Source organism: Parvimonas sp. M20 (assembly GCF_035282425.1).
Classification (GTDB): Bacteria; Bacillota; Clostridia; order Tissierellales; family Peptoniphilaceae; genus Parvimonas.
The window spans coordinates 1-14,138 of record NZ_JAYKBQ010000006.1 but is presented as its reverse complement, the minus strand read 5'-3'; the positions used below and the strand labels follow the sequence as shown (position 1 = coordinate 14,138).

At 26.0% G+C, this 14,138-nt stretch carries 14 protein-coding genes; 1 reads left to right on the top strand and 13 read right to left on the bottom strand.

All coding sequences use genetic code 11. The features are described 5' to 3' along the window. Positions 1–75: 75 nt before the first annotated feature. The 7 genes from VJI93_RS04040 to VJI93_RS04010 form a co-directional block, all read right to left on the bottom strand. Positions 76–612 (bottom strand): flavin reductase family protein, encoded by a 537-nt coding sequence (locus VJI93_RS04040; protein WP_323999669.1) that lies wholly within the window; start codon positions 610–612, stop codon positions 76–78. 9 nt (positions 613–621) lie between these two features. Next, positions 622–1,452 (bottom strand): thymidylate synthase, encoded by an 831-nt coding sequence (thyA, locus tag VJI93_RS04035; protein WP_323999668.1) that lies wholly within the window; start codon positions 1,450–1,452, stop codon positions 622–624. A 126-nt stretch (positions 1,453–1,578) separates the two neighbouring features. Further along, positions 1,579–2,676 (bottom strand): ABC transporter permease, encoded by a 1,098-nt coding sequence (locus tag VJI93_RS04030; RefSeq protein WP_323999667.1) that lies wholly within the window; start codon positions 2,674–2,676, stop codon positions 1,579–1,581. Position 2,677: 1 nt separating this feature from the next. Continuing rightward, positions 2,678–3,835, bottom strand: a complete 1,158-nt coding sequence (locus tag VJI93_RS04025) for an ABC transporter permease (RefSeq protein ID WP_323999665.1) — start codon at positions 3,833–3,835, stop codon at positions 2,678–2,680. 9 nt (positions 3,836–3,844) lie between these two features. Further along, positions 3,845–4,783, bottom strand: coding sequence for an ABC transporter ATP-binding protein (locus tag VJI93_RS04020; protein WP_323999664.1), 939 nt, complete (start codon positions 4,781–4,783; stop codon positions 3,845–3,847). A gap of 149 nt (positions 4,784–4,932) precedes the next feature. Beyond that, positions 4,933–5,571, bottom strand: coding sequence for a response regulator transcription factor (locus VJI93_RS04015; RefSeq protein ID WP_323999663.1), 639 nt, complete (start codon positions 5,569–5,571; stop codon positions 4,933–4,935). Then, a complete protein-coding gene (locus VJI93_RS04010; protein WP_323999662.1) occupies positions 5,571–6,695 on the bottom strand; it encodes a sensor histidine kinase in 1,125 nt (374 codons plus the stop codon). The genes VJI93_RS04015 and VJI93_RS04010 overlap by 1 nt, the downstream gene beginning before the upstream one ends. Before the next feature lie 190 nt (positions 6,696–6,885). Here VJI93_RS04010 and VJI93_RS04005 point away from each other — a divergent pair, with 190 nt between their 5' ends. Then, the gene (locus tag VJI93_RS04005; RefSeq protein WP_323999660.1) at positions 6,886–7,131 is read left to right on the top strand and encodes a type B 50S ribosomal protein L31; all 246 of its coding nucleotides are present in this window, start codon (positions 6,886–6,888) and stop codon (positions 7,129–7,131) included. Between the two features lie 893 nt (positions 7,132–8,024). Here the strand turns inward: VJI93_RS04005 and VJI93_RS04000 are convergent. The 6 genes from VJI93_RS04000 to VJI93_RS03975 all read right to left on the bottom strand — a co-directional run bounded on the left by VJI93_RS04000 (position 8,025) and on the right by VJI93_RS03975 (position 13,908). Beyond that, entirely contained in the window at positions 8,025–8,255 is a 231-nt protein-coding gene (locus VJI93_RS04000) for a hypothetical protein (RefSeq protein ID WP_323999658.1), read from the bottom strand. Beyond that, the gene (locus VJI93_RS03995) at positions 8,236–9,990 is read right to left on the bottom strand and encodes an ABC transporter ATP-binding protein (protein ID WP_323999656.1); all 1,755 of its coding nucleotides are present in this window, start codon (positions 9,988–9,990) and stop codon (positions 8,236–8,238) included. Before VJI93_RS03995 ends, VJI93_RS04000 begins: the two co-directional genes overlap by 20 nt. Continuing rightward, on the bottom strand, positions 9,980–11,740 hold the full coding sequence (locus VJI93_RS03990; protein ID WP_324009209.1) for an ABC transporter ATP-binding protein: 1,761 nt from the start codon (positions 11,738–11,740) through the stop codon (positions 9,980–9,982). The genes VJI93_RS03995 and VJI93_RS03990 overlap by 11 nt, the downstream gene beginning before the upstream one ends. 44 nt (positions 11,741–11,784) lie before the next feature. After that, positions 11,785–12,804 carry a LacI family DNA-binding transcriptional regulator gene (locus VJI93_RS03985; protein ID WP_323999652.1) on the bottom strand — a complete coding sequence of 340 codons (1,020 nt, stop codon included), beginning with the start codon at positions 12,802–12,804 and terminating at the stop codon, positions 11,785–11,787. A gap of 228 nt (positions 12,805–13,032) precedes the next feature. Continuing rightward, positions 13,033–13,596 (bottom strand): hypothetical protein, encoded by a 564-nt coding sequence (locus VJI93_RS03980; protein WP_323999649.1) that lies wholly within the window; start codon positions 13,594–13,596, stop codon positions 13,033–13,035. A 60-nt stretch (positions 13,597–13,656) separates the two neighbouring features. Continuing rightward, complete coding sequence (locus tag VJI93_RS03975; protein ID WP_323999646.1) at positions 13,657–13,908, bottom strand: hypothetical protein; 252 nt, start codon at positions 13,906–13,908, stop codon at positions 13,657–13,659. Positions 13,909–14,138 lie beyond the last annotated feature (230 nt).

Genomic DNA, 14,138 nt, shown 5'->3' with positions numbered 1-14,138 from the left:
ATTTTGTCAATATATTTTTATAATTTCACAATTAAAAAAGTGTCAATTTTATAAAATTGACACAAAATTTTAATTTTATTCTATTATATATGCACTTACAATTTCTCCATAATAAGCTGTGTGGTAATCCCTGTTTGCTCCATAAAATTCTCCTGACACATTTTCAGGATAATTTTTTTCTTTTATTTCCTTAGGAATTGCATTTTCATCCTGTTTTTGTTTATAAATAACCTTACATTCCAAAGTTAAAGGCAATTCCTTTATCACGGGAACATCCACAATTTCAGGTTCAATCAAAGTTAAATTCAAATCTTTAATTTTATCAGTATCTCTTCCTGACTTAGTTCCACAAACTCCAATAATATTTTTATCAAAATTATTTAAAAAAATATTTACAGTAAATTCTCCACTTTCATCAAGTAATTTTTTTGTAAAACGACTTTCTCTAACAAATGCTGTAAAAATCGGTCTATTCCATTCTATTCCCAAAGTTCCCCAAGCAATTGACATTGTACTTACCTTTTCTTTTGACTTTGTAGTAAGTAAAACTCCTTTTTCAACTGCAAACATTATTTCTTTGGCATAATCAAAAACATTAATTTTTCTTTTCATAATTTTCTCCTAAATTGCAATCGGAATATCTTTTATTTGTTCTCCACATTTATAATTTTCTATTATAACATCATCTGATGTAAAATCGTAAAAGTTTTTAACATCAGGATTTAAAGTAACCTTTGGAGCAGGAAATTTTTCTCTTGTAATAAGTTCTTTTATAATCGGAACATGTCTATCATAGATATGAGCATCAGCTATTACATGAACAAGCTCTCCAACTTCCAAATTACATTCTCTTGCAAGCATATGAATCAAAATTGCATATTGACAAACATTCCAATTATTTGCTGCCAAAATATCTTGACTCCTTTGATTTAAAATAGCATTTAATTTTTTACCTGTAACATTAAAAGTCATACTATATGCACAAGGATATAAATTCATTTCGGATAAATCTTCATGAACATAAATATTTGTAATTATTCTTCTACTATAAGGATTATTTTTTAAATCATAAATAACTCTGTCAACTTGATCAAACATTCCTTCCTTATATTTATGTTTAACTCCGAGTTGATAACCATAAGCCTTTCCGATACTTCCATTTTCATCAGCCCACTCATCCCAAACATGACTCTTTAAATTCTTAATATTATTGGACTTCTTTTGCCATATCCAAAGCATTTCATCTGTACACAATTTAATTGCTGTTTTTCTAAGTGTCAAAGCCGGAAATTCTTCGGCTAAATTGTATCTATTTACAACTCCGAATTTTTTTATCGTATATGCCTTTGTTCCATCTTCCCAAACAGGACGAACTTTTTCTCCCTTTGTATCTACTCCATTTTCAAGTATATCCTTACACATTGAAATAAATATATCATCTGCTCTACTCATAATTATCTCCTAAACTTAAAAAATATTTTTAAACTAATATGAATTTAATTATATCATAATTTCTATTAAAATTAAATTCTAAGAAAAATAGGAACATTATTTTACAATAACATTCCTATTAAAAATTTAATTTTTTACATATTTTTCTAATCTATAGCTTCCCATAGTTAAAAGTACTAAGGACATTAAAATTACTATAAAAATATTTGGAAACAAAACTTGTTTAGTTATTATTTCAAAAACCCATGTAAGTGGAGATAAATATGATATTTTCTTTACAATAGCATTTTCCATTACATCACCTGCTAATGTCATTCCAATTATTAACATTGGTATAACAACCCCTGCTATTCCTAAGAATATTTTATTTTTAAAAATTCTAAAAATAGAAATACCGAGTGATATTGTAAATAATGTCATCAATAAAATTGAAATTATAAAGGAAACAAGTTCTGTTTGATTAAATCCATATATTTTCTTATACATTAGAATCACTAATATATTTAAAGTAGATAGTACTAAAAAGTGGCTAAGTAAAAATGAACTTGTTATTGATAAAGACTTATTTGGTGATAACAACATTCTTTTTATCATTTTATTTTCCCTACTAAGCGATAAATCTCCTGATACTGATGATGTATTAAGCAATATATATATTATCATCAAATTCATTATTGTTAAAGAAGAAAATGAGGTATTTTTTTCGTTTTCTTGTAAATCAAAATAATTAACATAGTCTAATTTTAATTTATTTTCTTCATAGATTCCATTACTTTTTAATGTTTCTTTTTCTACTTCTTTATTTACAACTTCAGAAAATTCCGTTTCAAAAAGCTGTGATCTATTATTAGCCTTTCTTACATATATTTTTATTTCCTCTTTTTGACCTTTAACTAATTTTTGCACATAAGAATCAGGTATTTCATATATAATTGAAATATCTCCAGTGTCCAATCTATCTTTTGCTTTATCTAAACTAGTTTCAAAAGAAGGTTTGTAATTTTTTTCAATCAATGAACTTTTTAAAGCCTCATTATTTTCCCCCCAAACTATAGCTTTGTTAGTATGTGTTTCACTTATATTATTATCAGATTTTTTAATCGGAGAATTATAAAGGAATACAAAAGCCATTCCAATAAAAGTAAAAGCTACCATACTAACAATAACTTCCTTAGTTCTTAGAATTCTATTTATCTGTGCAATTAATAATTTAAAAAAATTCATTCTAATACTCCTCTCTCTTCTTACTTATATTCAAGGATAACGCTAAAAATACAAGAGATATAAAAACTATTGTTGCAAAACCAACAATGTGTTCAGAAATAGATTTTCCTTTTATTAAATTGATATATGGATTTATAAAATAATCTTTATAATAATTGTGATAAATTAATTTTGTGAGAATACTATTTTCCCCAAATATTCTTTCAAAAGGTATCATACCTGATAATAAAATTGGGAGCATATTAAACAAACTTCCTACTAGAGATATATATTCTTCTTTTATTATAGTAGCTATAAATTGAGCTACCGACATAACTAAAAATAACAATACCATATTTAATAAAGCAAATAATAGTATATTTCCAGAAAAATTAGAACTATCTATTAATTTAAACAAAACTATATAAATAATAGATATTCCAAAAAATGAAATATAATTATCAAAAAACGAATATAACTCTCTCTTAATGGTAGAAATTGGAATTAATGATAACCTTTTGTTTATAGCACTAAGTTCTTTCTTTTTAGTATTTATAATAGAACTTAAAATTGTCATAAACAAAAAAGATAAACCAATTACAGAATAGTATTGAGTTCCTGTTAAAGCATTTTCTCCATTGTGTATATTTTCTTTATAATCAACAATAGACTTACTTTCTATTTCTTTTATTAGCTCACCGGCTAAATTTTTATCTTTGTTGTTATTAGCCAATAATTCACTGTAATTTTTTATTTTTAAATCATTTTTAATCAAAGAATTGCAAATAGCTTTAATAATTTCAAATTCTACTGCTGCTGTATTTTTTTCTCTTTTTATTTGTAATTTTTTAGAATTATCTCCATTTTTTATAGACTCAAAAAATCCTTTTGGAATCTTAATTGAAAAATCTGATTTCCCCTTTTCTACTAATTTCAAAACTTTTCCTTCTTCTAAATTTTTAAAATAAGTATCCAAATTTTCTTTTATAAAACCTTCTTCCTCAATTACAACTTCAGTTTTAATTTTTAGAGCATGTACACTAGGATTAAATTTATTTCCAGCAGTATATCCTAAAAACAAACTTAATAATAACGGCAAAAACAAAATAGATATTAATAACAAGCCCATTTGAGAAAAATTAACTCTTTGATTTGCTATAAAATATTTTTTAAAATTCATTTCTTCCTCCTAATCTCTAAGGCTTTTTCCAGTTAGTTGTATAAAAGTTTCTTCTAAAGTAATCTCATCAACTGAAACTGATTTTATAATAGAATCTGTTTTTTCAATCTCTTGAATTAATCTCATCATAGAAAAATCATTATTAGATATTGTTAAAATCAATTCCTTATCTTTAATTTCAGCATTAATTACGCCGTTTACCTTGACATTAATATTATCAATTAATTCATTTGGTAGTCTATCGAAAAGAACATTAACTTTGGAATTATGAGAAACCATTGACTTAATTTGATTTTTGCTTCCTGAAGCTACCTCTACGCCTAAATCCATTAATAAAATTTGATTACATAAAATTTCAATTTCCTCCATATAATGGGAGATATATAGAATAGTTGTTCCTTCTTGATTCATTCTTTTCAAAAAATCAAATACAAAATTTCTAGATTGAGGATCTACCCCGACAGTTGGTTCATCTAAAATTAATATCTCCGGTTTATGCAAAATAGCTGCTGCTATATTTAATCTTCTCTTCATACCACCTGAAAAGTTTTTAACTTTTTCCTTACTTCTATCAGAAAGACCTGTCATAATTAATGCTTCATTTACTCTTTCTTTTAATAATTTTCCAGTTAATCCGTATAGAGAACCAAAATAAATTAAATTATCTTTTGCACTTATATTTTCCATTAGCGCTAAATCTTGAGGAACTACGCCAAGTTTACTCTTTATCTTAACAATATCTTTTTTTACTGAAAGACCATCTATAAAAACTTCTCCGGAATCTGCTTTAATTAATCCTGTCATTATATCTATTAAAGTAGTCTTTCCCGCTCCATTTGGTCCTATAAGTCCAAAAATTTCTCCTTTTTCTATGTCGAAACTCAAATCTTTTAACACTCTATTTTCATTATATGATTTAAATAAATTTTTTACTTCAATATATGCCATAATTTTATCCTCATTTCTTAAATATTGTATAATTATTATAAACTTTTCAAACTCAAAATTCTAATACATAAAGTAACTTTTTACCATTACTTTAGTCACTAAAAAACAGTTACTAATTATTTCTAATTAATAACTGTTTTAAATAAAAACTATTTAATGCCATGCTCATGACCAAAAATCGCAAGTTGAGTTCTATCTCTAAGATTTAATTTTAATAAGATTGCACTTATATTATTTTTAACAGTTCCTTCTGATAAAAATAATATATTGGATATTTCTTTATTATTATATCCTTTTGAAACCAGTTTTATATAATCTTTTTCTCTTTCTGTCAAATTAATATCTAAATTTTTTTCAAAAGTACTCTTCTCTTGATTAATTAAAAGCAAATTTGATATTTCTGAATCTAAAATTACCTTTCCTGAATAAGCTAAATTTATAGCATCATATATTTCTTTATCCGAAGAATCCTTTAACAAATATCCCGATGCTCCTAAGTTCATAGCTTCTACAATATAATCAACATCTCTAAAAGTTGTTAAAACTAAAATTTTAGTTTCCAATCCAGCATTTTTTATAAATCTAATCCCATCAAGTCCACTATATTCAGGCATTCTAATATCCATCAATACCATATCCGCCTTATATTCTTTGACTAATTCATAGCCCTCTTTTCCATCTTTTGCTTGAGCCACTATTTCTAAATTGTCATAACCCTCAAGCATCATCTTCAATCCACTTCTTATTAATTTTTCATCATCTACTATTACTAATTTTATTTTTTCCATTATATAACCCTCGGAATATAAACCTGTAAATAAAATCCTTTATTTTTTACAGATTCTACATTCATTTCTCCATGTAATTCATTTACTCTTTCTCTAATTGAAAGCAAACCGCCTTTTTCTTCAAAATCATCACAACCCTTTCCAAAGTCTTTCATACTTAAGACAAGGGAATCCTCAGAAAAAATTAAACTTAAATTAATCTTATTTGTATTTGCATACTTTTGACTATTCGTTATAAATTCTTGAATAATTCTATAAATAGCTTGTTCTTGTCTTTCATTTAATGTCCAAGTTTCTTCATTAACTATAAAATTAACTTTTATCCCTGAATTATTTATCAGTTTTTCAATATCATCTTTCCAACTATTTTTATTTTCACCTTTCATATCATGAATAATTTTTCTTACTTCTCTAAGCCCGTCTTGTGTAAAAACTTTTAGTTCTCCAATATTTTCACTTATTTCCAAATCTCTGCTCTTCGTAATTTTTTCTAAAGCTGTTAACTGAATAGATAAAGTTGACAATAAATGACCCACCGAATCATGTAAATCTCTGGCTATTCGATTTCTCTCTTTTGTCTTACTCTCTCCTAATAAATCTATTTGATTTTTCTTTAATTCCTGCATTTTTAAAGCTAAATCATTATATTTACTTTCAAAAACCTTTTTCTCATATTCCAAAGAAACAACTTTTCTATTAATGTAAAAATAAGCTACTATAAAAATATTTACTATCAGATAAAATATTAAATATATTTCTAAATTACTAATACCCTCTAACTTTATAGAAACTAAAATAATATAAACGAAAAAATTAATAATTAATGCCAATTTAATTTCTAAATATCTATATAATTGAAAAATTAAACTTATAATTAATATATAAAAACTTTCTAATTTATAAACAGACATAAATATAAAAAATATAAAATCTATAACCAAACTATATTTTTTATAATTTAAATTTTGTACTTGGTAAGTTCTAATATTTATAAAAAAAACATATAAAAGTAAAAAAATCAAATTATATTCTGAATTACTACTTTTAAAATCATATATAATATATTCCACAAATAATAAGCATATAATAAAAATACTTAAATACCTAGTTGATTTATCCTCCATTATTTTCTCCATTACGTAATTCTATATTCCATTTAAAAAATGTACTATTAGAATAACATTTATAAAAATATTTTGCAATCATAGATAGATATTTTTTTAATTTATTCGATGAAACTACTTGATTTATATTTTATGATATGGTATAATATGCGAAGTGATTAATTTACAATATTTAAGTGAGGTGAATACAATGAAAAAAGGAATACATCCAGAATATAATAAAGTAGTTTTTATGGATACAACAAGTGGATATAAATTCATCTGTGGTTCAACAAAAACTTCAAATGAAACAATAGAAATGGAAGATGGTAACACTTATCCATTAGTTAAAATTGAAATCAGTTCTGACTCACATCCATTCTACACAGGTCGTCAAAGATTTGTTGAAAAAGGTGGTAGAATTGAAAAATTCAAGAAAAGATATAATATTGACTAGTAAAAAGCAGAGCAATCTGCTTTTTTTGTTGCAAAAAATCAGGGGATTTAGGAAATTTCTCGACTATTGCTTGTTTACAAAAAATAGTATTTATGAAAGAAACTCTATAATAATTTTAGTATGTATCTTCGATACATTTACTTTTGCTAAAGCAAAAGTATGAGATTTCCGCAGTCGATTGTATCCAAATCAAGATTTGGACAATCTTTGCGTCAGACCTACTATTGATTATTTACAAGTAAATAATCTAAGTTAGGGCTAGATTCACTTCACTTATTTTGCCCCAGATTAAGCGTTGGGAGCTTTTTTTGATAAGTTTTATGACGTGAATTTTTTTATAATTTTTATATTAATCGAAAGCTGATTTGCATTTAACGGTAAGCTATCTAACAAAGGTACTTCTTTATCCGTCATCTCGACCGAAGTTGAGCAAAGCGAAACGAAGCGGAGAGATCTCATAAAGCTCCATTATGTAGAATTAAATTTATGTAAATGATTATTACAAAATTAACTATTTAGAAAAGTTTTTACTTATTTTTGCTAATAACAAGAAATAGTATTTATGAAAGAAATTCTAAAATAATTTTTGTATGTATCTTCGATACATTTACTTTTGCTAAAGCAAAAGTATGAGATTTCCGCAGTCGATTGTACCCAAATCAAGATTTGGACAATCTTTGCGTCAGACCTACTATTGATTATTTACAAGTAAATAATCTAAGTTAGGGCTAGATTCACTTCACTTATTTTGCCCTAAATGAAGTGTTCTGGATTTTTCTTTGATAAGTATTATAACGTAAAAAATTTCGTCTTTTCTATTTATAAAATACCATTTATGTTTTTTACTATATCTTCCCCAACAAAAAAGAGCTGTTTTTTACAGCCCTTTTGAATTAACAACCACCCTTTAATTTTTTACTCCTTATATAAATCTTCGGGAATTTATCGTGTTGATTAAAATATCCCATAAGTTCAAAAAATTGAAATGCTCTTTTTTGTTGATCAACGGTCATATTTGTTTTTTCTTTAATAAGTTTTTTAGCCCTTTTTGAATAAACAAAATATCCTTCAGTATTTATATCTTTAATAACTATATCATATAAATCATAATACTCTTGCTTCATTATTGTCCCCTTTTGCAGATTGAATTTCGTACCAAGTTTTATATTTTCCATTCAAAGCAATAAGCTCGTCATGTGTACCTGTTTCTAAAACTTTTCCATTTTCTATCATAACTATTGTATCACAATTTTTTACAGTGGACAATCTATGTGCAATAATCATCGTACTTCTACCCTGTTTTAATACTTCAATTCCATAATTAATTATTTTTTCCGTTTCAGTATCGATGTTTGCAGTTGCTTCATCTAATATTAAAACTTTTGGATTTCTTACGATGGCTCTTGCAAAGCAAATGATTTGTTTTTCTCCAAGAGATAAATCCGAACCACTTATTGCCAGTTCATAATCTAAATTATTATCTCTTTTTTGTAAAAGATTTTTACCACCAACTTTTACAATTGCATCTAAAACTTCACTTTCAGTTATACTTTCATCTTTAAGTGTGATATTATCTCTTATGCTTCCTGTGAAAATATATGGGTCTTGAAGAACTACAGCCATTTGTTTTCTATAAGAAGCTTTGCTTAATGTTTTTATATTTTGCCCGTCAAGTAGAATATCTCCTTTTTGATTTTCATAAAATCCTAAAATCAAATTCATTATAGTTGACTTTCCACTTCCGGTAGCTCCTACAAACGCAATAGATTTTCCTTTGTCAAGTTTAAAATTAACATCCTTTAAAACTGGAACATTTTCTTTGTATTCAAATCCTACGTTTTTAAATTCGATATTTCCTTCAAGTTCAATTGCTCTGTCCGTAGTTTTTTCTTCTTCTATTTCAAAAATTTTAATTATTCTGTCGCAAGAAACAAGTGCTGTTTTATATCTATTTATTTGTGATAAGAAATTCATAAAAAGTTTTAAAATTCTTTTATTATACTCAATTAAAACATACAAAATACCTACACTTAATCCCAAACCATTAATCTTTAAAATTGTAAAGACTAAGATTATCATAGCATTTGTAAAAATCATAACAAAATCAATTAAATTCCAAGAGAATAAAGCATTTAATATAGTTCTTTTTATATAATTCTTTTGAACCTCTTCATTTTCTCTTTCAAAAGATTCAATCATCAAATCTTCATTTCCATAAACTTGAATTACAGGTAATGATTTAATTGTTTCATTATAAATTGAGCTTGTAATCCCCTCATGTTTTCTTATAGTCTTAGTAACTATTGTAAGTTTTTGTCCATAATATTTTGTTACAACATACATCATAGGCAAGTAAATCAAAACAATTAAGAATAAATACGGACTGATATAAAACATAACTATAAGCATAACAAACAAGTTAAGAACGAAAGCTAAAAGCTCATTTAAGAGAGTTTGGTATAACTCTTTAATTGTATTTGTGTCTGTTGTAAATCTTGAAACCAAATCTCCTGCATAAGAGCTGTCAAAATATTGCATTTTAAAGTTTTGCATACGTTTAATTAAATTAAATTGAATTTTATATGCAATATTACAAGCTAGTTTATTAAAAGAAAATCTAATTGCAATAAACAATCCTGAAACGATCAAATTTAAGCCAAAATATAACAATATTTTTTGAATCAAAAACGGATAAAAGTTTTCCATATTGACTAAATCTGAATCTATAATTGAAGAAACTACAATTGGCAAATATACATCTAGAAAAACTCTAAATACAGTACATATTGATCCTGTAAAAAGTAAAAGTTTTTCTTCTAAAAGGTAGGAAGTTAAAAATTTCATCTTACTAGTTTTCATCTTCTTCCTCCTTATCCAAACTTTGATACTCAAATTGTTCCTTATACCAAGAATCTCTTGAAATAAGTTCTTCGTGAGTGCCTCTGTCGATTATTTCTCCATTGTCCATAACTAAAATCAAATCAGAATGTTCAACTGCAGAAATTCTATGAGAAATAATTATATTTGTTCTATTTTTTCTATTTTCTTTAAGAGAATTTACAATTTTACTTTCAGTATTAGCATCAATGGCAGAAAAAGAATCATCTAAAATCAGAATTTCAGGATCTCGATATAAAGCTCTTGCCAGAGAAATTCTTTGCTTTTGTCCTCCAGAAAGTCCAAGTCCACGTTCTCCAACAACTGTATCAAGTCCTTTTTCTAAATTTTGTATATCTTTATAAAAATCTGCCTTTTTTATAACATTTACAATTTTTTCGTCATTTTCTGCAATACTTCCAAATAAAATATTTTCTCTGACAGTTTTAGAAAGTAAAATATTCTCTTGACTTACATATCCGAATTTATTTCTTACTGATGTAATGTCATAGTTTTCATAAGGAATATCATTTATAAAGATTCTATTTTTATCAAAATTATAAAATCGTAAAATCTGTTTAACTAATGTACTCTTTCCACTTCCACTTTTTCCAACTATTCCTAAAGTTTCCCCCTTATTTAACTTAAAGCTAATATCTTTAAGTGAAACTGCTTTTTCTTCGGGGTAACTAAAAGAAAAATTTTTAAATTCCATATTGGAAAAATCTTCTAAAATCTTAGCTCCATTTTCTATTTCCGTCTTATCATCAAGCAAAAGATTTATTCTATTTATCGAAACCAAAGCCCTTTTATAAGTATTTATACAATCTCCAAGTCCCCAAAAAGACCAAGTTAAAATTTCTCCAAGTCCAAAAAATGCCACCAATTTCCCAACTGACATACTTCCATTTCTTACCAAAATTGCCCCATAAAAAAGTCCAATTACCATAGAAATTGTTCTGATAAAAGTATTGGAAAAGAAAGACATTACCCAAAGATTTGCTTCAATATATGCCAACTCAAAATAATATTTAATTACTTTGGAAATATGATTTTGCCTAATTTCCTCATTTACATAACTTTTTATAAGTTTTATTCCCTCAATTATTTCTAAAATTTCTTGACTTGATTTTCCAAAAGTCAAATTCATTTTTTCATTCGCTTTCCCAATCTTTTTACTTATACTATTCGTAATAATGGCTGTAAAAACGAAAGGAAACATAACTGCAATTGTAAGTTTCCAAGAGATAAAAAATACTAAGTAAATTGCACATATCATAGGCATAATAATAGAATCACATGCCATTAAAATTCCAAAAGTAAAATAATCATATATATATTTAGTTTCATTATCTGCAAGTCCAATTATATCCCCTGCAGTATTTTTTTGAAAAAAATCGGGAGATTTTTTTAAGATTTTTCTAAAGATTATATCTTTATAATACATTTTTAGTTTTGCACCCGAGCCATAAGCTACATATGAAAAAGTCATAAAACTAAAAAAGTTAACTACTCCTAAAAATATCATTAAGCCCACATATTTATAAACTTTTATAGCTTCAAAATTTGGACTTTTAAATAAATCTACAACATTTCCAACTAAAAATATTATATAAATTAAAATCCAACTACTTAAAATATCAAAAATAAGACCAAATAAAAATCTGGTTTTTGCCTTTTTAAAGCCATCTCGGACAGCCCAATATATCCCCATTAAATCACCTTCTCTCATTTCAAAAAAAGCTCTTCAAAAAGAAGAGCATTTTTAAAATTTTTTTACTTTTTTTTCTTAGTAAATGTTGCAACCGAACCTCTTTCAATTATTCTTGAAGGTAAGATTGTAACATCTTTTAATTTTTCTTCATTTCTAAGTTCCTTAATCAACTTTCTCATAGAAATTGCTCCCATATCATAATATGGCTCTTCTATGGTTGTAAGTGCAGGTCTGTAAATTGAAGCAATTAAATCATCTCCAAACCCTGCAACTGAAATGTCTTGTGGAACTTTAAGACCATTATCGTAACAATAACTTATAAATCCGATAGCCAAAGCATCTTCACTTGCAAAAACAACAGTTGATTTATTTTCATTGATAAGTTTGAAAATTTCTTTTCCCATATCATACCCTGCTTGAACTGTTATATCTTTTGCATTTATAAGTGCTGATTTTACTTTTCTTTGTGCAATAGCTTCATTAAATCCTGCAAGTTTTTCTCTACCAATTCTACTTGTAACATCTTCACTTATAAAAACGATACTTTCATGACCTTCATCTACAAGATAATTTGTCATTTTGTTACAAGTTGATTTATAATCAATACTTACAGTATGTTCATCTGTATATTCGTAAAATTTATCAAGTCTAACAAAAGGAATTTTTTTACTTTTCAACTTAAACAAGATTTCAGGATTAATCTTTTCACTAATCATAATTATACCTTCAACTTGTTTAGTGCACATAAATTCGATAATCTTATGCTCTACTTCAATATCTCCATACGTACTAGAAAGTAAAATATCGTAATTGTACATTCTACCGATTTCTTCAATTCCTCTAATGATTTGAGCCATATAAGAAATACCAATATCTTTCACAATTACCCCAATCATATTTGATTTTCTCATTACAAGACTTCTTGCCAATTCATTAGGCTTGAAATCCAATTTTTTTATTGCATCTAAAACTTTTCTTCTTGATTCTGGACTAACAGGTTTTGATTCATTCATAACTCTTGAAACAGTAGAGATTGAAACTCCTGCTAATTTAGCTACATCTTTTATAGTAGGTGCTGACATTTTATCACTCCTTTAAAAATAAATTTATAATTATAATTAAATCGTTTACAAACTCCAACATAATTATATCATAGTTTTTAATAAAATAAAACACTTTAAGAATATAAATCTATAAAAATTTCCCTATAAAATACATAATTTTTATTAAAGTTAATATTTATCAACTTAAATTTATAAGTACAAAAAATACTGTAAAATGATTTTCAAACTATTTCACAGTAAAAAAATTTATTTTTTTATTTTAATATATAAACTATACAAAACAGTAGAAATAAGCAATGCAATAAAACATACTGCAATTTCTATTTCAATATAATTAAGTAAAGCCTTTTTTACAGGTAAAAATCCACCTGCCAACTCGTGAAAAACAGGATAATCAAAATCAATTTTCCACTTCCAAAAGTATGAAAAAACTAAACTTAATCCAAACTGACTTATTATTAATACAATATTAATAATAAAAGAAATAATTGCCTTTGAAACTATAAAACTCGTCTTTTTCATCGGAAGAGTAAACAAAAACCCCTTATGATAGTAAAAATCTAAATAGGTAGTTATAAAGAAGTAAGACAGAGTCATCAAAAAAATCACGGCTAGAATATATTTTATATTATTATATTCAAGTAAAACACCATCCAATGGGGCTTCTTCATATTGATAAGTTCCATTTACTTTAATTACTTCTGATAGCCTTTCTTTTTCGTGTTGTGTATAACTTTTTGACATAGAAAAATTTATCCCGTTTTCATGCATCTCAATAATTTTTTCGTACATCACAATTGCACTCTCCATAAAGCCTCTTTCATTTCCACTATATCTAAGTTTTACAGTATTTTCAGCTATATCAAGAGATTACTTTAACAAATCCATTTTATCTTTATCACCAGAATATATACAAGGAGATTTCATATCACTCGGATATAAAATCGATGATATTTTTTCCCTAATCATAAGTAATTCATGTTTTTTATCCACATCTACTTGTTGATAGTTTAAATAATTTTTATAAAATAAAGAAGCTAACAATATAAGTACAACTCCCAAAATTACTACAAATATTCTACTTCTTATAAATTTTTTACATTCTAATATCAAAGTATTCATAACATTCACCTACTCAGCAAATAGTCTTTGATACATCTGTTCAGACGCATTTATATGCTCTCTTATTTTAATTAATTTTATGCCTTTATCCTGTATTGCCTTAATTGCATCGTCAAAATGTTATGATACAATTGATGTGAGACCAAGGGTACAAAAAAAAGAGAATATCCTGTATAATTATTAAAACAAAAAAATTAACTAGAAAGGAACTCTCTTTTATGAATAATATT